At 67.4% G+C, this 21,148-nt stretch carries 18 protein-coding genes and 1 pseudogene; 11 read left to right on the top strand and 8 right to left on the bottom strand.

Annotated elements, in window-relative coordinates:
* Window positions 1–4 precede the first annotated feature (4 nt).
* From ACM6LR_RS21285 to ACM6LR_RS21265, 5 genes are all read right to left on the bottom strand, one after another.
* Window positions 5–1,603: an acyl-CoA carboxylase subunit beta gene (locus ACM6LR_RS21285; RefSeq protein ID WP_414944367.1), complete on the bottom strand. Its 1,599-nt coding sequence runs from the start codon at window positions 1,601–1,603 to the stop codon at window positions 5–7.
* A complete protein-coding gene (locus ACM6LR_RS21280; RefSeq protein WP_414944366.1) occupies window positions 1,600–2,748 on the bottom strand; it encodes an acyl-CoA dehydrogenase family protein in 1,149 nt (382 codons plus the stop codon). The genes ACM6LR_RS21285 and ACM6LR_RS21280 overlap by 4 nt, the downstream gene beginning before the upstream one ends.
* Window positions 2,745–4,442 carry an acyclic terpene utilization AtuA family protein gene (locus ACM6LR_RS21275; RefSeq protein WP_414944365.1) on the bottom strand — a complete coding sequence of 566 codons (1,698 nt, stop codon included), beginning with the start codon at window positions 4,440–4,442 and terminating at the stop codon, window positions 2,745–2,747. Before ACM6LR_RS21275 ends, ACM6LR_RS21280 begins: the two co-directional genes overlap by 4 nt.
* Window positions 4,439–5,233, bottom strand: a complete 795-nt coding sequence (locus ACM6LR_RS21270) for a TIGR03084 family metal-binding protein (RefSeq protein WP_414937738.1) — start codon at window positions 5,231–5,233, stop codon at window positions 4,439–4,441. Before ACM6LR_RS21270 ends, ACM6LR_RS21275 begins: the two co-directional genes overlap by 4 nt.
* A gap of 150 nt (window positions 5,234–5,383) precedes the next feature.
* Window positions 5,384–6,799, bottom strand: a complete 1,416-nt coding sequence (locus tag ACM6LR_RS21265; protein WP_414944364.1) for a hypothetical protein — start codon at window positions 6,797–6,799, stop codon at window positions 5,384–5,386.
* A gap of 231 nt (window positions 6,800–7,030) precedes the next feature.
* Here ACM6LR_RS21265 and ACM6LR_RS21260 point away from each other — a divergent pair.
* Window positions 7,031–7,945, top strand: a pseudogene (locus tag ACM6LR_RS21260) (DUF222 domain-containing protein); the annotation flags it as partial.
* Window positions 7,908–8,291 carry an HNH endonuclease signature motif containing protein gene (locus ACM6LR_RS21255; protein ID WP_414944402.1) on the top strand — a complete coding sequence of 128 codons (384 nt, stop codon included), beginning with the start codon at window positions 7,908–7,910 and terminating at the stop codon, window positions 8,289–8,291. The pseudogene ACM6LR_RS21260 and the gene ACM6LR_RS21255, both read left to right, overlap by 38 nt.
* Window positions 8,292–8,514: 223 nt before the next feature.
* Here ACM6LR_RS21255 and ACM6LR_RS21250 read toward each other — a convergent pair whose 3' ends face one another.
* Genes ACM6LR_RS21250 through ACM6LR_RS21240 form a run of 3 tightly spaced genes read right to left on the bottom strand, consistent with a single transcriptional unit; the run spans window position 8,515 to window position 10,375 of the window.
* Window positions 8,515–8,859 (bottom strand): zinc-binding dehydrogenase, encoded by a 345-nt coding sequence (locus ACM6LR_RS21250; protein ID WP_414944363.1) that lies wholly within the window; start codon window positions 8,857–8,859, stop codon window positions 8,515–8,517.
* Complete coding sequence (locus ACM6LR_RS21245) at window positions 8,856–9,497, bottom strand: alcohol dehydrogenase catalytic domain-containing protein (RefSeq protein WP_414944362.1); 642 nt, start codon at window positions 9,495–9,497, stop codon at window positions 8,856–8,858. Before ACM6LR_RS21245 ends, ACM6LR_RS21250 begins: the two co-directional genes overlap by 4 nt.
* A 17-nt stretch (window positions 9,498–9,514) precedes the next feature.
* A complete protein-coding gene (locus ACM6LR_RS21240; protein WP_414944361.1) occupies window positions 9,515–10,375 on the bottom strand; it encodes an NAD(P)-dependent oxidoreductase in 861 nt (286 codons plus the stop codon).
* Between the two features lie 50 nt (window positions 10,376–10,425).
* On the opposite strand from ACM6LR_RS21240, the gene ACM6LR_RS21235 reads away from it, so the two are divergent.
* From ACM6LR_RS21235 to ACM6LR_RS21195, 9 genes are all read left to right on the top strand, one after another.
* Window positions 10,426–10,818, top strand: a complete 393-nt coding sequence (locus ACM6LR_RS21235) for a MerR family transcriptional regulator (RefSeq protein ID WP_414944360.1) — start codon at window positions 10,426–10,428, stop codon at window positions 10,816–10,818.
* Window positions 10,815–11,294 carry a tetratricopeptide repeat protein gene (locus ACM6LR_RS21230; protein ID WP_414944359.1) on the top strand — a complete coding sequence of 160 codons (480 nt, stop codon included), beginning with the start codon at window positions 10,815–10,817 and terminating at the stop codon, window positions 11,292–11,294. Before ACM6LR_RS21235 ends, ACM6LR_RS21230 begins: the two co-directional genes overlap by 4 nt.
* Window positions 11,295–11,335: 41 nt before the next feature.
* Window positions 11,336–12,175, top strand: coding sequence for an enoyl-CoA hydratase-related protein (locus ACM6LR_RS21225; protein WP_414937731.1), 840 nt, complete (start codon window positions 11,336–11,338; stop codon window positions 12,173–12,175).
* Window positions 12,172–12,780: an acetoacetate decarboxylase family protein gene (locus tag ACM6LR_RS21220; protein ID WP_414944358.1), complete on the top strand. Its 609-nt coding sequence runs from the start codon at window positions 12,172–12,174 to the stop codon at window positions 12,778–12,780. The genes ACM6LR_RS21225 and ACM6LR_RS21220 overlap by 4 nt, the downstream gene beginning before the upstream one ends.
* Before the next feature lie 222 nt (window positions 12,781–13,002).
* Window positions 13,003–15,969 carry a ribonucleoside-diphosphate reductase subunit alpha gene (locus tag ACM6LR_RS21215; protein ID WP_414944357.1) on the top strand — a complete coding sequence of 989 codons (2,967 nt, stop codon included), beginning with the start codon at window positions 13,003–13,005 and terminating at the stop codon, window positions 15,967–15,969.
* 75 nt (window positions 15,970–16,044) lie between these two features.
* On the top strand, window positions 16,045–17,121 hold the full coding sequence (locus tag ACM6LR_RS21210) for a ribonucleotide-diphosphate reductase subunit beta (RefSeq protein ID WP_414944356.1): 1,077 nt from the start codon (window positions 16,045–16,047) through the stop codon (window positions 17,119–17,121).
* Between the two features lie 90 nt (window positions 17,122–17,211).
* Complete coding sequence (locus ACM6LR_RS21205) at window positions 17,212–17,460, top strand: hypothetical protein (protein WP_414944401.1); 249 nt, start codon at window positions 17,212–17,214, stop codon at window positions 17,458–17,460.
* Window positions 17,461–17,610: 150 nt separating this feature from the next.
* Entirely contained in the window at window positions 17,611–19,056 is a 1,446-nt protein-coding gene (locus tag ACM6LR_RS21200; RefSeq protein ID WP_414937965.1) for a cytochrome P450, read from the top strand.
* A 226-nt stretch (window positions 19,057–19,282) separates the two neighbouring features.
* The gene (locus ACM6LR_RS21195) at window positions 19,283–21,133 is read left to right on the top strand and encodes a putative bifunctional diguanylate cyclase/phosphodiesterase (RefSeq protein ID WP_414937726.1); all 1,851 of its coding nucleotides are present in this window, start codon (window positions 19,283–19,285) and stop codon (window positions 21,131–21,133) included.
* Window positions 21,134–21,148: the final 15 nt, after the last annotated feature.

Here is a 21,148-nt window from a genome sequence, read left to right as displayed (position 1 = left end):
CCGCTCACATCCTGAAGACGCCGAAGCCTTCGGCGCCCTTCACTGGTCCATTGTGGATCACGGACAGGCTGAGCCCGAGCACCGTGCGGGTGTCGCGGGGATCGATGATCCCGTCGTCGTAGAGCATCCCGGAGAGGAACATCGGCATCGACTCCGCCTCGATCTGTCCCTCCACCATGGCGCGCATGGCGGCGTCGTGCTCCTCGTTGTAGTCCTGCCCCCGCGAGACCGCGGCGGCACGGGCCACGATGGACAGCACACCGGCCAGCTGCTGCGGCCCCATAACCGCGGATTTCGCGCTGGGCCAGGCGAAGAGGAACCGGGGATCGTACGCACGGCCGCACATACCGTAATGCCCGGCACCGTACGAGGCGCCCATGAGCACCGACAGATGCGGCACCTTCGAGTTCGACACGGCGTTGATCATCATCGCGCCGTGTTTGATGATGCCGCTCTGCTCGTACTCCTTGCCGACCATGTAACCGGTGGTGTTGTGCAGGAAGACCAGCGGCGTGTCGATCTGGTTGGCCAGCTGGATGAACTGCGCCGCCTTCTGCGATTCCTCGCCGAACAGCACGCCCTGCGCGTTGGCGAGGACACCGACCGGGTAGCCGTGGATATTCGCCCATCCGGTGGCGAGACTGCTGCCGTACAAGGGTTTGAACTCGTCGAAGTCCGAACCGTCGGCGACCCTGGCGATCACCTCGCGCGGGTCGAACGGCACCTTGAGATCGGCGGGCACGATGCCGAGCAGGTCTTCGGCCGGGTACAGCGGTTCGGCGTAGTCCGGTTTCGGCGTCGGGCCCTGTTTGGTCCAGTTGAGCCGTTTGACGATGCTGCGGCCGAGCCGGATCGCGTCCTCTTCGTCGGCCGCGAGGTAGTCGGCGAGACCCGACGTGCGGGCGTGCATCTCGGCGCCGCCGAGCGATTCGTCGTCGGACTCCTCACCGGTGGCCATCTTGACCAGCGGCGGCCCGCCGAGGAACACTTTCGCGCGTTCCTTGACCATCACGACGTAGTCCGACATGCCGGGCAGGTACGCGCCGCCCGCGGTGGAGTTGCCGAACACCAGCGCGATCGTCGGGATCTTCGCCGCCGAAGACCGCGTGATGTCGCGGAAGATCCGGCCGCCGGGGATGAAGATCTCCTTCTGCGTCGGCAGATCCGCGCCGCCGGACTCGACGAGGTTGATCACCGGCAGTCGGTTCTGCGCGGCGATGTCCGCGGCGCGGTAGCTCTTCTTGGCCGTCCACGGGTTGCTCGCCCCGCCTTTGACCGTGGGATCGCTCGCCGAAATCATGCACTCGACACCCTCGACCACGCCGATACCGGTGATCACGCTGGCGCCGACCTGGTAGTCCGAACCCCAGGCCGCGAGCGGCGACAGTTCCAGGAACGGCGAGTCCTCGTCGAGGAGGAGTTCTATCCGTTCGCGGGCGAGCAGCTTGCCGCGTTTGCGGTGCCGGGTGACGTACTTCTCGCCGCCGCCCGCGATCGCCTTGGCGTGCTCGCCGTCGATCTCGGTGAGTTTGCCGAGCATGGACTCGCGATTGGCGGCGAATTCCTCGCTCCGCGGGTCCACAGAGGACCTGATCGTGCTCATGCGGTGTATCCCAATCGCTTCGCGGCCAAGCCGGTGAGGATCTCGTTGGTACCGCCGCCGATACCGAGGATGCGGACGTCACGGTAGTGACGCTCCACTTCGGCCTCCCGCATGTAGCCGAGCCCGCCGTGCAGCTGGACAGCCTCGTTGACCACCCATTCGGCGGTCTCGACGGCGGTGTTTTTCGCGAAACAGGCCTCGGCGATGACCTCTTCGCCCGCGACGTGCCGCAGCGCGACCTGCCGGGTATAGGACCGCGCGACGTCGATCTTCCGGGCCATCTCGGTGAGCTTGTGCTGCACCAGCTGACGGGAGATCAGCGGACGGCCGAAGGTCTCGCGCAGGCGGCACCAGTCCAGCGTCAGGTCGAGTGCTCGCTGCGCGTGCGCGTAACCCTGCACCGCCAGCGAAACCCGCTCGGTGACGAACTGGGTGGCGACCTGCGCGAAACCGCTGTTCTCGGCGCCGATCAGGTTTTCCGCTGGCACCCGGACGTCCACATAGGACAGCTCGGCGGTGTCCGAGCAGAGCCAGCCCATCTTCTCCAGTTTGCGAGAGACGGTGAAGCCTGGTGTGCCGCGTTCGACCACGATGAGCGAGATGCCGTGGGCGCCGGATTCGCCGGTGCGGACCACGGTGGTCACGAAGTCGGCGCGGCAACCCGAGGTGATGAAGGTCTTGGCACCGTTGATGACGTACTCGTCGCCCTCGCGCGCCGCGGTGGTACGGATACCGGCGACATCGGAACCGCCGTCGGGTTCGGTGACCGCGAGCGAGCCGATCTTGGCCCCCTCCAGCGTCGGCCGGACCCAGCGTTCGATCTGCACCGGATCCCCGGCAGCCGCGATATGCGGGACGGCGATGCCACAGGTGAAAAGCGAGGCGAAGAGGCCGCCGGAACCGCCCGCGTAGTGCAGTTCCTCGGCGATGACCACGGCGTCGAGATAGTCGCCGCCACCACCGCCGACCTCCTCGGGGAAGCCGACGCCGAGCAGCCCGAGTTCCCCGGCCTTGCGATGCAGGTCGCGGGGCAGTTCGCCCTCGCGTTCCCAGTCGTCGAGATGCGGCAGGATCTCGGTTTCGGCGAACCGCCGGACGGTCTTGCGCAGCTCGACGCGTTCCTGCGTGGTGAAGAGGTCGGTCACAGGAGAGCCTCCGGGATGTCGATCTCGCGGGAGCGCAGCCATTCCCCGAGTGCCTTCGCCTGCGGATCGAACCGCGCCTGCGACGCGACGCCCTCGCCGAGGATGCCTTCGACGACGAAGTTGATCGCCCGCAGGTTCGGCAGCAGATGACGCTGGACCTCCAGGTCGGCGGTCTCCGGAAGCAGCAGTTTGAACTCGGTGACGGTGAGCCGGTGCGCGAGCCAGCGCCACGCCTCGTCGGAGCGAGCCCAGACGCCGACGTTCGCGTTGCCGCCCTTGTCCCCGCTGCGGGCGCCGATCACCTTGCCGAGCGGTGCCCGGCGGACCTGTGCCTGCGTGTAGGGGGCGGGCAGACCGTATTCGTCCACATCGGACAGAGCCAAGGTGTCGTCGGCTTGCGCGATGTCGCGGCGCTCTCCGTCCGGCAGGACGGCGACGTGTGGAACCTCTTTCGCGTCAACGAAAGCGGCCCGGTAGACGCCGTACGGCGAGGCGGCCGCGGGAGGCGCGGTGACGTGGAAGCCGGGATAACTCGCCAGGGCGAGTTCGATCGCCGCACCGCTGAACGCGCGCCCGGCGACCTCCAGATCGGCGTCCTTCACCGCGACGTGCAGCAACGCACTCGCTTGCTGTTCGGTTTCGGCGTCGGCCTGATCGGTACGGGCCAGCGTCCAGCGGACCTCCGACGGCGGGCGGGCTTTGAGCGCGCCACCGAGTTGTTCCTTGACCAGCGCGGCTTTCGCTTCGATGTCGAGTCCGGTGAGGACGAACGTGGTCTCGTTGCGGAAGCCACCGAGCCCGTTCAGGCAGACTTTGAGCGTCGGGGGCGGCGGCTCCCCGGTGACACCGGTGATCCGGACGCGGTCCGGGCCGTCGTCGGTCAGGGTCAGCGTGTCGAACCGTGTCGTGACGTCCGGCCCGGCGTAACGGGCACCGGTGATCTCGTAAAGCAGTTGCGCGGTCACGGTTCCGGCGTTCACCACGCCGCCGGTGCCGGGATGTTTGGTGATCACGCTGGTGCCGTCGGCGGAGATCTCGGCGATCGGGAAGCCAGGGACGCCGATCTCCTGCTCGGTGAAGAACGCGTAGTTGCCGCCGGTGGCCTGCGTGCCGCATTCGATCACGTGCCCGGCCGCGACCGCGCCGGCGAGCGCGTCGTAGTCGTCGCGCGCCCAGCCGAAGTGCGCGGCGGCCGGACCGACGATCACCGAAGCATCGGTGACGCGTCCGGTCACCACGATGTCGGCACCCGCGTTCAGACATTCCGCGATCCCCCACGCGCCGAGATAGGCGTTGGCGGTCAACGTCTTGCCGAAACCGAGCTCTTCGGCGCGCTGGATCAGGTCGTCGCCTTCGACGTGCGCGATGGCGACGTCGACCCCGAGTTTCGAGGCCAGCTCACGGAGCGCGTCGGCGAGCCCGGCGGGGTTGAGCCCCCCGGCGTTCGCGACGATCTTGACGCCCTTCTCCTTGGCCAGCGCTAGGTTTTCCTCCATCTGCCGGAGGAACGTCTTGGCGTAGCCGCGGTTCGGGTCCTTCATCCGGTCGCGGCCGAGGATGAGCATGGTCAGCTCGGCCAGGTAGTCGCCGGTCAGCACGTCGAGCGGGCCATCGGTGAGCATCTCGCGGACAGCGGAGAACCGGTCGCCGTAGAACCCGGACGCGTTGCCGATCCTGATCGGGGCCGCGGTCATGTGAACTGCCCCGGCCGCCGTCCGGCACCGGGAGGCCCGGCGAAGGCCTGCGCGATCCCGAGCCACTCCACGACGTCGGCGCCGGTGGTGACGAGGTCGGTGTCGTCAGGATGACGGCGCTGGGTGATGACGAGGCAGAAGTCGACCGCGCTCCCGGTGAGCCGCTGCCCGGCGTCCTCGGGCCCGAACGCCCAGGTGGAGCCGTCCGGCGCGGTCAACTCGACCCGGAACTCTTCGGCCGGCGGGGCCAGCGAGTTGAGCTTGTAGGCGAAGTCGCGCGTGCGGGTGCCGAAGCGGGCGATGTGCCACAGCCTGCCGGTGTTCTCGCGCGCGACGCCGAACGTGTCGAAGATGTCCTGACCGTGCGCCCAGGTCTCCATGAGCCGCGCGGTCACCATGGACGCGGCGCTCATCGGCGGGCCGTACCAAGGGATCTTTTGTCCATCGGGCACCGCGGCAAGCGCTTCGGCCAGTTCCGCGCGGACGGCACGCCACCCGGCCAGCAACTCCCGGGGCGGTGTCTTCGCTCCCTCGGCCGCACCGTCGTCGACGTAGGTCTCCCCCGTCGCGAGCAGCCCTTCGATCTCCGTCTGCCACTCGGCCTCGGACCCACGCGCCGCGATCAGCGCCTTCTTGTCCGTCCAGGCCAGATGGGCGATCTGATGAGCGATCGTCCAGCCTTCGGCCGGGGTCTGCCGCGCCCAGTCCGACGCGGGCAGCTTCGCCACCACGTCGTCGATGGCCTGCGATTCCGCCGCGAGATCCCCAAGGATCACGCCAAGGTCAGCCATGCCCGCCTCCTCGCGTCCTCCCCAGGCTCGCACCCCCCACCGGAAAAATCAAGCACGCCTGATTGTTTTGATGCGGGCTGAAGGGGCCCTTCACCGCATGCGACGCGGTGAAGGGCCCCTTACCTGCATGTCATGCGGGGAAAGTCCCCTTCAGCCCCCGTAGAGGGAGCCGACCGCGGAGTGGACCGAAGTCGAGTACACGGGGTCGTAGGTGTGACGCCCGGTCAGGACGTCACCGCCCTTGCGGCCGTAGGTCCAGCCACCGTCGGCCTCGAAGCCGGGGTTCGCGACGTGGCAGCCGGTCAGGCTGATGTCGTCCATCCGGGCCGTGACCGAATAGCTGGTGACGGCCTTCTTCTCGTACAGGCGCAGGGTGAGCGTCGCCGACCCGCCGCTCAGGCGAGGGGTGATGTCGATCGGCGAAGAGGTGTACCACTCGGTCCCCTCGCTGGCGACGTCTCGCTCCCACACCTGCGTCCCGCCGACGATCGCCTGCTTCGCGTGGTAGCCGAGCGGGCTCGTGGCGGGCCGGTCGTCGGTGTGCCACACGACCATCCGGCAGGACGTCGACCCCGCGTCGAGGCGAACGGTCGCGCTGGCGGCCGCGTAGTCCCCCGCCGTCGTGGCGTTGTCGGGATGCACCGTGAACACCAGCGCACTGTTCCCGGTGTGCGCGACGCGTTCGTCTCCCGACTGCGCCCGTCCCGGCGTCAAGGGCAGCGCGTATTGGATGACCCCGGCGAGCTTCCCGGCCGCCGCGTACTCCAGGCCGACCGCGGTCACCGTTCGGACGTACTCGACGTCAGGGGTGATCGTGGTGCGTGACAGGGTGGAGGCGTACACCATCAGAATGGCCTTGCGGCTCTTGCTCGCGAGTCGCGCGACGACCTGGTCCAGCTGCGAGCGGAGGCTCCCGGTCCACAACGTGTTGCGGTACGGGTCGTCACGGAACGGCAGGATGAGACTGTCGATGCCCGCGGCGTAGGAATCCACAAAGGACTGGGTGACGGCGTTGGCGTACACCACCGGGTAGAAGTCGAGCGACGGCTGGATCGCCCTGGCGGCGTTGCGCATCTTGGCCGTGTAGGTCGTGTTGAACGTGCTCGTGTTGGCGTTGAAGTCGTCCATCGCCCAGGCCTTGAGCACCGGATACCGCACCGAGAGCCGGGCGATCGCCTGTCCCCACGCGACATAGTCCTTCTTGTAGGGCAGATACTCCGCGCAGCTCGTGCCGCCGGGACACTCTGTCGGTGGGACAAGGTAGACCCAGACCGCGAGGCCGCTCGCCTGGGCGGCGGGCAGGAACTCCTGCTCCAGATCGGCCCAATCGGTGGACTTGTTGACCAGGAACGCGTACGTGTCCGCGTTCATCGCACGGAGCCGGTCCACCGTCGCTTTGGCGTCGACGTGCCCGTCGGCCTTGCGAACCGGATTGGCGTAACTGGCGCGGATCCCCTGCGCGGGCACCGCCTCGGCGGGCAGCGCGAGCAGCGAACCCACGAACGCGAGCAGCAGCGCGACCACGGACCATCTCGCGGCCTGCCGTGAGGACAAGGATGTCGTCATGACCCCGGAGCCTGCCTGGATCGCGCATAAGTTCCGTACACGCCCGATCGCGGCGGTCCGAGTCGATGCCGGAGTTCGTGAGTGGCAGGCCGCGTTCACTGTGGATCCGTCCCGGCACGCATTTTTGCCTTCCTGGCCCGCCATTACCGCCCGCACGACTCTGCGTAGTTCATTCACCGTCTTTTGTTCCCCATCGAGTGAAATGGTCCGCTCGGGATCGCTACGCAAATCGTGCTAGCACAGGTGTCGAACAGGGGTATTGTTGATTCTGTGGCCAGCGAAAACAGTCCTCAGACAGCGCGCACCGAGTGGTGGCGTGCTGATACTGCGGCGCTGCATGTCCGTAAGCAGGAGATCGAAGTCTTGAAGCGGCGATTGGACGCGGAGCAGTATGCGATTTTGGCGGAGTTGAATGCGCGTGGGGTTCGTGGATGCTATGGGCATTCGACGTTGGCGGGCCTGATTTTTCAGGACTTCCAAATGTCGGAGAAGGAGGTCAGTGCCCGTGCCGATCGGGCGCTTGCCCTTCATCCCGGGGTGGTCATCGGTGGGGATATGGCGCCGCCGTTGGCGCCGTTGACCGCTGAAGCTGCGGCGGAGGGCGCGATCGGAGGTGGTCAGATCGACGCGGTCATCGGCGCGCTGAGTCGTGTCCCCTCGTTGGTGCCCGCCGAGGACGTGCGGGCCGGGCCGAAGGAGATCGCCAAGGCCGGTCGTCGGATGCTGGACAGGATGGACCCCGACGGTAGAGAACCCCGCACCGAAGACCCCCAGGACACCCGTCCGGAGTTGCGGTTCGTCAAACACCGTGATGGCACGCTCGGGTTCGCGGGAACCTTGGATCTGGAAACCTACGCCCGGTTGAAGTCCGATCTCGATCCGCTGGCCAAACCGCACAAGGCCGTCGACGGTGTCCGCGACACCCGCAGTCAGGGTGAACGCTACGGGGACGCGTTCGCTGACTATGTACGGTTGAAGACCGCCAGCCCCGATCTTCCCGGTCAGGCCGGGGAGTCGACGCAGATCCTGGTCACCATGGCCTACGGCGACCTGATGAACGAGGTCGGCGACGGCGTCCTCGATCCGGTCGGCCCGATCTCCGCCACCGATGTCCGGATCCTCGCCTGCGACGCCCGCATCCGCCCGGTCGTTCTCTCCGGTGCTGGGCAACCGCTGGACGTGGGACGCTCCAGCCGTTCCGCCACCACCCCGGCAGAAACACGCGCTGAAAATCCGGGACGGCGGCTGCGCGTGTCCAGGTTGCGCCATACCGGTCCAACGGTGCACGGCGCATCATCTGGTTTTCTGGCGGCACCGCGGCGAAACGAAAACCGACAACCTCGTGCTCCTCTGCACGAGACACCATCGGCTGATCCACAAAAGCGAATGGAAAGTCCAGATCACCCAAGACGGGCTACCGGAATTCATCGCACCCACCTACCTCGACCCAAGCGGGGAACCGAGACGCAACACCATGCACCTACGGACATAGACCGAAAGCCTTCCCGAACTGGGACTGCGCCTAGCGTCTCTCAAAGCGTGCTTTCAGATTTCCGAGGCCTCCGGCCGAAAAACGCACGCTCGTGTCCTCGCCCAACCTGCCAACCCCAGTTTGAGAGACACACCCTTGCCACCTGCCTGCAACAACCAAGGCAGACGGCCACAAACCGAGCAAGCCGCCAAACGAGGTCGCCCAAGCGACTACGAGCCCAGCGTCAACCCACCCGGACGACCAGTTTCCCCACCGCTTCCCCGGCCTCCATCACCCGATGCGCCTCCGCGATCTCCTCGAACGCGTACACCTGATGGATCGTCAGCGGTAGCCGTCCGGCCTCGACCAAGTCGACATAGCGCTGAAGCGCCTCAGCGGGCAGGTCACTGCTCTCGCCGCCGTACGCGGTGAGCCGGACACCGTTCGGGATCACGGCCATCGGGTAGAAGTCCGGGATCGACCAGACGTCGCTGAGCATCCCGGTGAAGCACACGGTCCCGTGCACGGCCGTCGCGCGCAGCGTGTCCGGCAGGACGTTGGTGCCGACCAGTTCCAGTGCCGCGTTCACCCCGCCGGCACGATTTCGCGCACCGCGCCGGTGATCGAACCGTCGTCCACCAGCGGGTGATCGACGCCGAATTTCCGCAAGACATTCAAACGAGCAGGGTTCCGCGTGGTCGACAGGACGGTCAGGCCCTGTTCCTTCGCCAGCACCGCAGCCGCGACGCCGATCGACGACGTCCCGCCGCGGATCAGGATCGTCTGCCCCGCGCGGATGTCGAGCCCGGCGTACAGCGAGCCGTGCGCGGTCTGCAGCATCTCCGGCAACGCCCCGAGCGTCGCCCAGTCCAGTTTCGTGCGCACAGGGATCACCGAGGAGGCGGGCACGGCGGTGTATTCCGCGTAGCCACCGTCGAAGGCGCGCCCCATCCCGCCCATCATGGCGACGACGGTCTGTCCCACCGGGAACTCCCCGCCCGGCGCCGCGTCGACGGTCCCGACGGCCTCGATCCCCGGCACGATCGGAAACTTCGCGTTCGTGGCGACACCGGTGCGCAGGTGGTACTCGGACCGGTTGAGCCCGAACGCCTCGACCTTGACCCGCACCCAGCCGTCGCCGACCTCGGGCACCGGGACGTCCTTGATCCGCAACGCCTCGGGCGGGCCGGGTCCGTCGAGCACGATCGCACGCGTGTCGGCGCCCAATCCGACCCGCCTGACCTTTATTCCCCCGCCCGCTCGAACTCCCGGATCAGCACGGGGTACTGCTCCCCGCCGTGCCCCGCCGCGATCGCGCGGTCGGCCATCGCTTTGATCAGCTTCGGCAGTTCGGCGTTCACGCCCAGCGCTTCGCTCTCCTCGACCATATGCGCCATCGCCCGCGCGTCGGTCTCCAAGGCGGACACCTCCGCCGGGAACGAGCCCTTGTCGACCTGCTCGGCGTAACCGGGCAGCCAGCCCGCCACGCCGACAGCGATCTGCTGCGCGAAGGGCGCGTACGTCGCGGCGTCGACACCGGCGGTCCGGAGCATCGCGGTGCCCTGCAGCCACGCGTTCAGGACGCTCCACATCATCGCCAGACCCGCGACGTCGTACAGCGAAGCCAGCCCGGGGTCGGCGCCGAGGTGACTGATCGTGCCGAGCGCGCCGAGGTCGAAGTCCGGCGCCGGGCCGCTGAGCAGGATCACCGCCTCAGCGGTCCCGATCGATGAGGGGATGGCCATGATCGCGCCGTCCAGATACCGGGCACCCCGTTTTTCGGCCCAGACGGCGGTTTCCCGCGCTTGGGCGGAGTCACCCGAGGTCAGGTTGACCAGGGTCGTGCCCTCCAGCCCGGCGTCGCCGAGCAGGTCACGCACGGCCGGGTAGTCGGTGAGGCACACGATCGTCACGCCGCCCGCCTCGAGCGCGTCGCCGATCGTGGGCGCGAGCCGCGCCCCTTCGGTCACCAGCGAACCGGCCTTGGCGGCCGTCCGGTTCCACACGGCCGTGGGATGCCCGGCTTTCAGGAACGCGCGGGCGAGCGCTTGGCCCATCAGTCCGAGGCCGAGAACCGTGATCGGGGTATCTTTGTTGTCAGGCATGGCACCATCGTCAACGTTGATACCGGTATGAAGGTCAAGTGGGGAAAGCGATGAAGATCGGGGAACTGAGTCGTCGGACGGGCGTCAACGCCCATCAGTTGCGCTACTACGAGGCCCATGGCCTGCTGGAGGCGGACCGCGGCACGAACGGCTATCGCGAGTACGACGAGACGGCCTTGCTGCGGGTGAAGCAGATCCGGCATCTGCTCGCCGCCGGCCTGTCGTCCGAGGACATCGCGTATCTGCTGCCCTGCGCGGTCGGTGAGAAGCCCGAGCTGATCGGCTGCCCTGAGTTGCTGGCCGCGATGCGGGAGCGGCTGGGACGCCTGGACGAGCAGCTGGCCAAGCTCGCGCGTTCACGTGACGCGCTCGCCGACTACATCGTCGTGGCCGAGCGCGTCGGTGGCGAGACCTACCCGCCTTTCGACGGCGCCGCCGCATGAGCGAGACGCAGGAGGCGATCCGGCTCCGGGAAAAGGGTACCGACGACGCGCGACGGCAACTGGTCGCGTTGTCCGAACGGAACCCCCGCGACGCCGTGATCGCCTATCAGACAGCATGGGCACACGACTCCGCCGGGCTGGAGGCCGAAGCAGCCCCCTTCTACGAGCGGGCACTCAACGGTGACGGTCTGTCCACTGAGGACAGGCACGGCGTGTTCGTCGGGCTCGGCAGCACGTATCGCGTCCTCGGCCGGTACGACGAATCGCTCAAGACCTTGCGCCGCGGCCTCGACGAGTTCCCGGAGGACGCGGCCCTGAGGACGTTCCTGGCGATGGCGCTCTACAACGTCGGCGAGGCGCGCGACGCGGCGGGAACGCTGCTGAAGGTGCTCGCGGCGACCAGCACCGACGCCGGGGTCCAGCGGTACCGGCGAGCGGTCGAGTACTACGCGGATCATCTGGACGACGTCGAGTAAGCCTTATTGACACCTTGTCAACATAGCCTTACTTTCACGTCATGAGCGCGTACGCCGAAATCACCTACGAGGTTTCCGACCGCATCGCGACGGTCACGCTCAACCGGCCCGAGGCCCGCAACGGCTACACCATCCGCATGGCCGACGAACTCGGCGACGCGATGGACCGGGCCGACCGCGACGAAGACGTCCGGGTGGTGATCCTGACCGGCAACGGCAAGGACTTCTCGGTGGGCGCCGACCTTTCGCAGGGCGGTTTCGACTTCGATCCGGAGTCCGGCCCGGACGCGGCATGGCAGGAGCCGGCGGGACGCTGCTCGAAGCGGATCTTCACGATGAACAAGCCGGTGATCGCGGCCCTGCGGGGCGCGGCCGTCGGCGGCGGCGTCACGATCACACTGTCGTGCGACTACCGGCTGGCGTCCACGGATTCGCGCTTCGGCTTCGTGTTCGTCCGCCGCGGGATCTACCCGGAAGGCGCGTCCGCGTGGTTCCTCCCCCGGCTGGTCGGGATGGGCACGGCACTCGACTGGATGATCAGCGGCCGGGTCTTCGGCGCCGAGGAAGCGAAAAGTGCCGGACTGGTCCACAGTGTTCACGAGCCCGGCGAAGTGCTCGCCAAAGCCCGCGAACTGGCTTTCGAAATCGCCATGACCACGGCTCCCGTCTCGGTCGCGGTGACCCGCCAGCTGCTGTACCGGATGGCGAGCGCCCCCTCACCGTTCCCCGTGCACGAACTGGACTCCCGGCTGATCGGCGGCCTGGGCACCAGTCCGGACGCGATCGAAGGAGTCATGTCCTTCCTGCAGAAACGACCACCGGAGTTCTCCATGCGCGTCGACACCGACCAGCCCGCCTACCTGCCGTGGCGGAACGCGTGACCGCCTATCCCCCGGAGCCGTGGAACCTGGCGGGCCAGGCGTACCTGTCCGTCTGGCGTGTCCAGGTGAGCGAACTGCCCGAGTTGCCCGACGGCGTCGAACCGGCCGTGGCGGGCGGCCGCGCGCAGGTGTTCGCCGCCTGGATCGACTACCAGGAGCCAGGGCAGCTCCGATATCACGAGCTGCTGGCGGCGGTCGCGGTCCGCGGCAGGCGTCTCTCCAGTTCGATCACCGACATCTGGGTCGACAGCGAGGTCTCGCTCGCCGGCGGGCGCGCGCTGTGGGGCATCCCGAAGGACCTCGCCGCGCTCGACTTCACCCACGGGCGGACCTTCACCGCCTCAGCGACCACCCAGGAGGACTGGATCGCGACGGCCGCCTTCACCGCTCGGCCGAGCCTCCCGGTGAGGATGCCCGCCGCCTTCGACGTCATCCAGATCCTGGACGGACGTCTCAAAAGGAGCCCCGTCCGGGCGAAGACACGCCCACACCCGGCGGCCGCGGACTGGCGGATCAACGAGGCCGGGCCACTCGGCTTCCTGGCCGGTCAACGGCCAGTTCTGAGCGCTCACCTGCGTGATTTCAAGATCGTTTTCGGCGGCTGAGCAGCCGCTGAGCGTGATCGCCTAACCCGCCAGGGTGAGACCACGACACGCCACCCATTGGGGCACGTGCAGCCTCCAACCCCTACATGTAGTCTCTGAGAACCGGCACCGCCCAGCGACGGGGAGACCGCTCGGGAGCGGTTGCCGGACAGATTCGTGAACCTGCAGCACACGGCCTTGCCAGGCCGCGTGCCGTTCCAACGCGCCCTCTTGGAGACACGCATGTCAGTGGAAACCGGCCAGCGGCCACCCTCGTCTTCGGACGCCACGCCCGCGACCGTGCGAGTCATCCGGCGGGACGGCAGCGTGTCCCCCTTCGACGCGAACAAGATCTCGGTCGCCGTGACCAAGGCCTTCCTCGCCGTCGAAGGAGGTGACGCGGCCGCCTCGTCGCGAATCCACCACCTGGTCAACGAATTGACCGAGCAGATCGAGGCCACCCTGCTCCGCCACGCCGGCCCTGAGACCGCCCTGCACATCGAGCAGATCCAGGACATCGTCGAGCTCGCGCTGATGCGCGGCGAGCACCACAAGGTCGCCCGCGCGTACGTCCTCTACCGCGACGAGCGCGCGAAGGCCCGCGAGTCCGAGAAGCCCGCGTCGTCCGACGTCGCCATCAGCGTCAAGGCCGCCGACGGCACCATCCGCCCGCTCGACTGGGCCCGCGTCTCGCACGTGGTCGGCGAGGCCGTCGCCGGACTCGACGACGTCTCCGCGGAGCCGGTGCTGGCCGAGGCCAAGCGCAACCTCTACGACGGCATCAGCGCCGACGAACTCGCCCTCGCCCAGATCATGGCCGCGCGCGTGCTCGTCGAGCAGGAGCCGAACTACTCCTATGTCAGCGCCCGGCTGCTCGCGGACAAACTCCGCGGCGAAGCGCTCACCTATCTCGCGGGCTCGCCGCAGCTGGCCAGCCAGGACGAGATGACCGCCCGGTACCCGCAGTACTTCCGCGACTACCTCAAGCGCGCCATCGAGCTGGAGCTGGTCAACCCCGAGCTGCAGACGTTCGATCTGGACAAGATCACCGCGGCCATCCACGCCGAGCGTGACCTCGACTTCGGCTTCCTCGGCCTGCAGACCCTGTACGACCGGTACTTCCAGCACCACGACGGCGTCCGTTTCGAGCTGCCGCAGGCGTTCTTCATGCGCGTCGCCATGGGTCTCGCGATCCGCGAGGACGACCGTGAAGCCCGCGCGATCGAGTTCTACGAGCTGCTCTCGTCGTTCCACTTCATGGCGTCCACCCCGACGCTGTTCAACTCGGGCACCACCCGCCCGCAGCTGTCGTCCTGCTTCCTGACCACGGTGGACGACGACCTGGACTCGATCTTCCAGGCGTACAAGAACAACGCGTTGCTGGCCAAGTACTCGGGCGGTCTCGGCAACGACTGGACCCCGGTCCGCGGCCTCGGCGCGCACATCAAGGGCACCAACGGCCAGTCGCAGGGTGTCGTGCCGTTCCTCAAGATCGCCAACGACACCGCGGTCGCGGTGAACCAGGGCGGCAAGCGCAAGGGCGCGGCCTGCGCGTACCTCGAGACCTGGCACGTCGACATCGAGGAATTCCTCGACCTGCGCAAGAACACCGGTGACGACCGTCGTCGTACGCACGACATGAACACCGCGAACTGGGTGCCGGACGAGTTCCTCCGCCGCGTCGAGGCCGACGCGCAGTGGACGCTGTTCTCGCCGAACGAGACCCCGGACCTGCACGACCTCTACGGCACCGCGTTCGCCGAGCGCTACCGAGAGTACGAGGCCGCCGCCGAACGCGGTGAGCTGAAGGTGTTCCGCAAGATCCGCGCGGTCGACCTGTGGCGCCGCATGCTGACCATGCTGTTCGAGACCGGCCACCCGTGGATCACCTTCAAGGACCCGTGCAACCTGCGTTCGCCGCAGCAGCACGTGGGTGTCGTGCACTCGTCCAACCTGTGCACCGAGATCACGCTGAACACCACCACCGACGAGGTCGCGGTCTGCAACCTCGGCTCGGTGAACCTGCTCAAGCACGTCACCCCCGAAGGCCTGGACACCCAGCGCCTCGAGAAGACCGTGCGCACCGCGGTCCGCATGCTCGACAACGTGATCGACATCAACTTCTACACGATCCCGGAGGCGCGCCGCTCCAACCTGCGCCACCGCCCGATCGGGCTTGGCCTGATGGGCTTCCAGGACGCGCTGTTCGAGATCGGCGTGCCGCTGTCCTCGGACGAGGCCGTCCAGTTCGCGGACACCAGCATGGAGCACATCAGCTACTACGCGATCTCGGCATCGACCGACCTCGCCGAGCAGCGCGGCCAGTACCAGACGTTCGAAGGTTCCTTGTGGAGCAAGGGAATCCTGCCGATCGACTCGCTGCAGCTGCTGATCGACGCACGACAGGGCGACGCGCTCGACGTCGACACCTCGTCCACTTTGGACTGGGCGCCGCTGCGTGAGCGGGTCAAGACCGTCGGCATGCGCAACTCCAACGTGATGGCGATCGCGCCGACCGCGACGATCTCCAACATCTGCGGTGTCGGGCAGTCGATCGAGCCGCTGTTCCAGAACCTGTTCGTCAAGTCGAACATGTCCGGCGACTTCACCGTGGTGAACCCGCACCTGGTCCGCTCGCTCAAGGAGCGCGGGCTGTGGGACGAGGTCATGGTGTCGGACCTGAAGTACTTCGACGGCAGCCTCGGCCAGATCGACCGCGTGCCGGACGACCTGAAGGCGCTGTACGCCACCGCGTTCGAGATCGAGTCGAAGTGGCTGGTGGACGCCGGTTCGCGTCGTCAGAAGTGGATCGACCAGGCGCAGTCGCTGAACCTGTACATCGCGGCGCCCAGCGGCCGCAAGCTCGACGAGCTGTACCGCTACGCCTGGCACAAGGGCCTCAAGACCACGTACTACCTGCGGGCGCGGTCCGCGACGCACGTGGAGAAGAGCACCCTGCGCGGCACCGACGGCAAGCTGAACGCGGTCTCGGCCACCCCGGCCCCGGCCACACCCAAGCCTGCCGCCGCCGCTCCGGCTCCCGCCGCGGTCTCGCCGTCGCCTGCCGCCGCTGTTCCCGCGGTGCCGGTGACCGCCCCTGCCGCCAAGCCGGAGCCGAAGGAGATCCCGCAGGTCTCCGACGTCGACTTCGTCGCCACCGACGGCGCCGCCTGCCGCATCGACGACCCCGACTGCGAAGCCTGCCAGTAGACGCCCTCGTGAGTGGTAAGGGCGGTTCTAACCGTCCTTACCACTCACGACCCCCTCGTGAAGTGAGCCTCTTTTATGACCACCTTTGACGCCTCCGCCGACGCCACCGGCCTCGGTGAGATCGAAGTCGGCGCCGCCCGGATCAACGTCGACGACAAGCGGATGATCAACGCCCGCGCCGACGTCAACCAGCTGCTGCCGATGAAGTACACCTGGGCCTGGGAGAAGTACCTCGCCGGCTGCAACAACCACTGGATGCCGACCGAGGTCGCCATGCAGGCCGACATCGCGCTGTGGAAGTCGGCCGACGGCCTCACCGAGGACGAGCGCACCATGCTCAAGCGCAACCTCGGCTTCTTCGCCACCGCGGAATCGCTGGTGGCCAACAACATCGTGCTCGCGGTGTACCGGCAGATCACCAACCCCGAATGCCGCCAGTACCTGCTGCGCCAGGCGTTCGAGGAGGCCGTGCACACGCACACCTTCCAGTACATCTGCGAGAGCCTCGGCCTGGTCGAGGGCGAGCTGTTCAACATGTACCGCGAGGTCCCGTCCATCTCCGAAAAGGACGCGTGGGCGCTGAAGTACACGCAGAACCTGGAGAACCCGGATTTCGAGACCGGGACCCCGGAAGCCGACCAGAACTTCCTGCGTGACCTCGTCGCGTTCTACGTGATCTTCGAGGGCATGTGGTTCTACACCGGCTTCGCGCAGATCCTCTCGCTCGGCCGCCGGAACAAGATGATCGGCATCGCCGAGCAGTACCAGTACATCCTGCGCGACGAGTCGATCCACCTGAACTTCGGCATCGACTGCATCAACCAGATCAAGATCGAGAACCCGCACCTGTGGACCGAAGAGTTCCAGGCCGAGATCCGCGGCATGCTGACCGAGGCCTGCCGGCTCGAGGTCGCCTACGCCCGCGACACCATGCCGCGCGGCATGCTCGGGCTCTCGGCCGAGCTGATCGAGCAGTACATGCACTTCATCACCGACCGGCGGGCGCAGCAGATCGGTCTCCAGCCGATCTTCGGCGAGACGGAGAACCCGTTTCCGTGGATGTCGGAGGCGATGGACCTCAAGAAGGAGAAGAACTTCTTCGAGACCCGCGTCATCGAGTACCAGTCCGGCGGGGCCCTCGACTGGGACTGATCACGTGAGTTGTCCGTCTGGTCACGCGAGTTCGCCATCTGGTCACGCGAGTTGTCCGTCTGGTCACGCGAGTTCGCCATCTGGTCACGCATGGCGTCCGGTTCATCACATGTCCAGCGGGCCAGTAGCGCGCCTGAGTACGTTTTAGGGTGCTACTGGTACTCGCCGCGGGTTCCCGACGTCGACGAGGTCAGCGGGCTGCTGCGGACCGCCGTGTCCGCCGGGTGGATCCGGGTCAACCCGGACTGCGGCCTGAAGACCCGCGGGTACGCCGAGGTCGAACCGGCTCTGCAGAACCTGGTCGCCGCCGCGAACACGCTCCGCTCCGAACTGGCCTGACCCGTCGGGAAAGGGTCTTTCAGGACGGAACACGTCCTGAAAGACCCTTTCCTGACACTCTGAGCAGATACACCCGCCGGAGTATTGTCAACCTGTCAACAAGGGTGCGAAGGTGGAGTGGTAGCCGATCTCACCGGGGAGATGGTCACCATGGGGAAAACCGTCGAAAAGGTCACCGGGGCGCTGCGTGAGCGGGTCCCGCCGCTCACCTCGATCCCGTTGCCGCGTTCGGTCGACCAGCGCTGGCTCGGCGCGACCTGGCCGGTCCGCGAACTCGCACCCGCCCCGCCGGGCCTCAAACCCGTCCTCGGCGACGAAGGCCCGCCGGTCATCGGACACGCGCTGGACTTCATGCGCTTCGGCATCGAGTTCGGCCTCAAACGCTACGAGACCTACGGCCCGGTGTCGTGGATGGGCGCGTTCGGCCGCCGCATCGTCGCCCTCTCCGGTCCCGAAGCCACCCAGATCGCGCTGGTGAACAAGGACAAGGCCTTCTCCCAGGAGGGCTGGAAGTTCTTCATCGAGCAGTTCTTCGACCGCGGCCTGATGCTGCTCGATTTCGGCGAGCACCACCTGCACCGCCGGATCATGCAGGCGGCGTTCACCCGGCAACGGCTCACCGGCTACGTCGACCGGATGGGACCGGCGCTGCGCGAAGGCGTCGCGGCATGGGCGGACAAGCCGAACCCGCGGGTCTACTGGTCCCTCAAGCAACTCACGCTCGACGTCGCGACGCGCGTGTTCATGGGCATGCGTTCCGGCGACGACTCGGCCTCGATCAACCGCGCGTTCGTGAATTCCGTGCGCGCGGGCACGGCCATCGTCCGGTTCCCCGTCCCCGGCGGCCGTTGGGCGGCTGGTTTGCACGGTCGCAAGGTCCTCGAACGCCACTTCGCGGCGAATCTGCCCGCGAAACGGCGAAGCGACGGCGACGACCTCTTCACCGCCTTGTGCCACGCCACCACCGAGGACGGCGACCGCTTCACCGACTCCGACGTCGTCAACCACATGATCTTCCTGATGATGGCCGCGCACGACACGTCGACCATCACCAGCGCCGCCGCCGTCTACCACCTCGCCAAGAACCCCGAGTGGCAGGAACGCGCGCGCCAGGAGTCCCTCGCGCTCGGCGACGACGTGCCGGACATCGAAGCGCTGGAGACCCTGACGACGCTGGATCTGGTGATCAAGGAATCCCTGCGGATGGTGGCCCCAGTGCCGTCGCTGGCCAGGAAAACCGTGAAGGACACCGAGGTTCTCGGGCATTTCATTCCTGAAGGGACACTGGTCGGGGTCTCCCCCACCGTCAACCATTTCGCGCCGGAGCACTGGACTGACCCGATGCGTTTTGACCCGGGCCGTTTCAGCGCGGAGCGCCGCGAAGACAAGTCGCACCGCTACGCGTGGATGCCCTTCGGCGGCGGCGCGCACAAGTGCGTCGGCCTGCATTTCGGGACGTTCGAAGTGAAGGCGCTGCTGCACGAGATGCTGCGCGCGTATCGATGGTCGGTCCCGGCGGACTACACCGCGCGTTGGGACTACGTCTCGCTGCCCGTCCCGGCGGACGGCCTGCCGATCCGGCTGACACCCTGTTGATTTCAAGACCGGGCTGAATCCCGACCAAAGGGACAACCACGATCGAGTACTCTTGGTAACTTCCGGTCACCACTCGTGTAGTGGTGATCACCCTTTCAGCCGGTAGACACCCCGTATCGCGCATGATGCCGTGGCACTACTCCCGGTCGGCTCGTACCTAGTGTGGGCCTTTGAGCTCGGACACCCCGTCTGAGCTGGCCATCAACCGCGCATGAAGAGGTGAAGTGTGCCTGAGCCTGGTGCTGCACCAGGGTTGGTGGACGTCGCTCGAAGATGGGCCGCGACGCTCGCTGACACTAAAGGAGTATCGCTTCCCCAAGAGCAACTCGAACAGCTCCTGCTCGGCGTCGCCAAGGACGCCGTGCGGACCGAGCCCGACCACAAGCCCGCTCTGTTGCGCTTCTCCAAACTCTATTCCGCCTCTCCGGTCGGAATCGCGCTCGCTGATTCCGACGGCAGGATCGTCGAGGCGAACGCCGCGCTCGGCAAACTCCTCGGCTGCCGCCCCTCGACGCTGCGCGGGCGGACCATCCCCGAACTCGGCTCCACCGACCACGACGTCACCCGGCTGCGGAACGGGCTCTCCCAGCTCAGGCAACTCGACCGGCCGGCGCAGCAGGAACGCCTGCTGCTGGACCACAGCGAGGAAGGCGCGCTCTGGGTCGACGTGACCCTGACCGACCTTCCCGGTGACCGGCCCGACTCGACCTACCCCGTGCTGATGGTCGCCGACGCCAACGAGATCCATCTGCTGCAGGAGCGACTGCTGCACCAGAACGTGCACGACCCGCTGACCGGACTGCCGAACGCCACCGCGTTCGACAACGCCCTCGAAGCCGCGCTGGCCGGTTCGGGCAGTGAGCAGGTCGCTCTCGTCTACCTCGACGTCGACGGTTTCAAGGTGATCAACGACGGTCTCGGCGCCGGTGTCGGCGACCAGGTGCTGCGCGGGGTCGCCACCAAGCTCAAGTCCGTGTTCGCCGGCAGGCACAACGGTTCCGTCGCCAGGCTGTCCGGCGACGGGTTCGCCGTCCTGCTGCGCGGTGAATTCACGTCGCCGCAGGTGATCGCGCTGGTCGAGCAAGCGCTGGAAGAGCTGGTCGAGCCGATCTACCTCGGCGGGCACGGCATCGGGGTCAGCGCGAGCGCCGGCATCGTCGTCCGCCCGGTCACCGACGGCGGGCCGGAAGACCTTCTCCGGGCCGCGGAGATCGCCCTGCACCGCGCCAAGGAGGCAGGCAAGGCGCAGTGGATGCTGTTCGACCCGGAACTCGACGCGCGCGACCGCGGCCGTTACCAGCTCGGCGCGGTCATCGCGGGCGCGCTGGAGAACGGCGAGTTCTCGCTGATCTACCAGCCGACGGTCAAGCTCGCGAACCCGGATCAGCTGGCCGCGGTCAACGCCGGGCTGCGCTGGAACCACCCGGAGAGGGGCGAGCTGGACTCCGACGAGTTCTACCCGCTGGCGCAGACCACCGGGATGACCATCCCGCTCGGCCGGTGGCTGCTGGCGGAATCGCTCGCCGCCACCGCGCGCTGGCGGAACAGGTTCGGCGAGGCCGCCCCGGACGTCTGCGTGCGGCTGCCGAACCGGCTGGCCATCGACCCCGATCTGGTGCTGCTGATCAAAGAACAGCTCGACCGGCACGACCTTCCCGCACAGGCACTGCGGCTGTGCACCGACCGCGAGTCCGTCCTCAATCCGCGGGGCAGTGAGGTGCTGGACTCCTTCGCCGTGCTCGCCGATCTGGGCGCCCAGCTGGTACTGACCATCTCCGGCTCGGCCGATCTGGAGCTGATCCCCCAGCATCGGCTGCCGGTCCGCCACGTGATCCTCTCCGGTGCGGTAATCGACGCGCTGGCCGACGGTGAGGACGAGGCCGACGTCCGCCACCTGTGCCAGTTGGTCGCCAGGGCCAAGGAACTGAAGCTGCGCATCGGCGCGGAAGGCGTCCGAAGCCACGAACAGGCCGAGCGGCTGCGACGGCACGGTGTGCTCGCGGCGCGCGGCTCGTTCGTCGCCGATTCCGCGACCGGGGACGAGGTCGACGAGCTCATCGAACGGCACGCCCACTGACGTGACAGGATCCGT

Source organism: Amycolatopsis sp. cmx-11-32 (assembly GCF_047608695.1).
GTDB lineage: Bacteria > Actinomycetota > Actinomycetes > Mycobacteriales > Pseudonocardiaceae > Amycolatopsis.
Note: the sequence above shows the minus strand (reverse complement) of the source record. Positions and strands in the feature narration are given on the sequence as shown.

Excerpts from the sequence above, each read along its gene's own strand:
- ACM6LR_RS21285 (WP_414944367.1), bottom strand. The coding sequence starts at position 1,603 with ATGAGCACGATCAGGTCCTCTGTGGACCCGCGGAGCGAGGAATTCGCC.
- ACM6LR_RS21275 (WP_414944365.1), bottom strand. The coding sequence starts at position 4,442 with ATGACCGCGGCCCCGATCAGGATCGGCAACGCGTCCGGGTTCTACGGC.
- ACM6LR_RS21270 (WP_414937738.1), bottom strand. The coding sequence starts at position 5,233 with ATGGCTGACCTTGGCGTGATCCTTGGGGATCTCGCGGCGGAATCGCAG.
- ACM6LR_RS21265 (WP_414944364.1), bottom strand. The coding sequence starts at position 6,799 with ATGACGACATCCTTGTCCTCACGGCAGGCCGCGAGATGGTCCGTGGTC.
- ACM6LR_RS21255 (WP_414944402.1), top strand. The coding sequence starts at position 7,908 with ATGTCCGGATCCTCGCCTGCGACGCCCGCATCCGCCCGGTCGTTCTCT.
- ACM6LR_RS21240 (WP_414944361.1), bottom strand. The coding sequence starts at position 10,375 with ATGCCTGACAACAAAGATACCCCGATCACGGTTCTCGGCCTCGGACTG.
- ACM6LR_RS21235 (WP_414944360.1), top strand. The coding sequence starts at position 10,426 with ATGAAGATCGGGGAACTGAGTCGTCGGACGGGCGTCAACGCCCATCAG.
- ACM6LR_RS21230 (WP_414944359.1), top strand. The coding sequence starts at position 10,815 with ATGAGCGAGACGCAGGAGGCGATCCGGCTCCGGGAAAAGGGTACCGAC.
- ACM6LR_RS21225 (WP_414937731.1), top strand. The coding sequence starts at position 11,336 with ATGAGCGCGTACGCCGAAATCACCTACGAGGTTTCCGACCGCATCGCG.
- ACM6LR_RS21215 (WP_414944357.1), top strand. The coding sequence starts at position 13,003 with ATGTCAGTGGAAACCGGCCAGCGGCCACCCTCGTCTTCGGACGCCACG.
- ACM6LR_RS21210 (WP_414944356.1), top strand. The coding sequence starts at position 16,045 with ATGACCACCTTTGACGCCTCCGCCGACGCCACCGGCCTCGGTGAGATC.
- ACM6LR_RS21205 (WP_414944401.1), top strand. The coding sequence starts at position 17,212 with ATGGCGTCCGGTTCATCACATGTCCAGCGGGCCAGTAGCGCGCCTGAG.
- ACM6LR_RS21200 (WP_414937965.1), top strand. The coding sequence starts at position 17,611 with ATGGGGAAAACCGTCGAAAAGGTCACCGGGGCGCTGCGTGAGCGGGTC.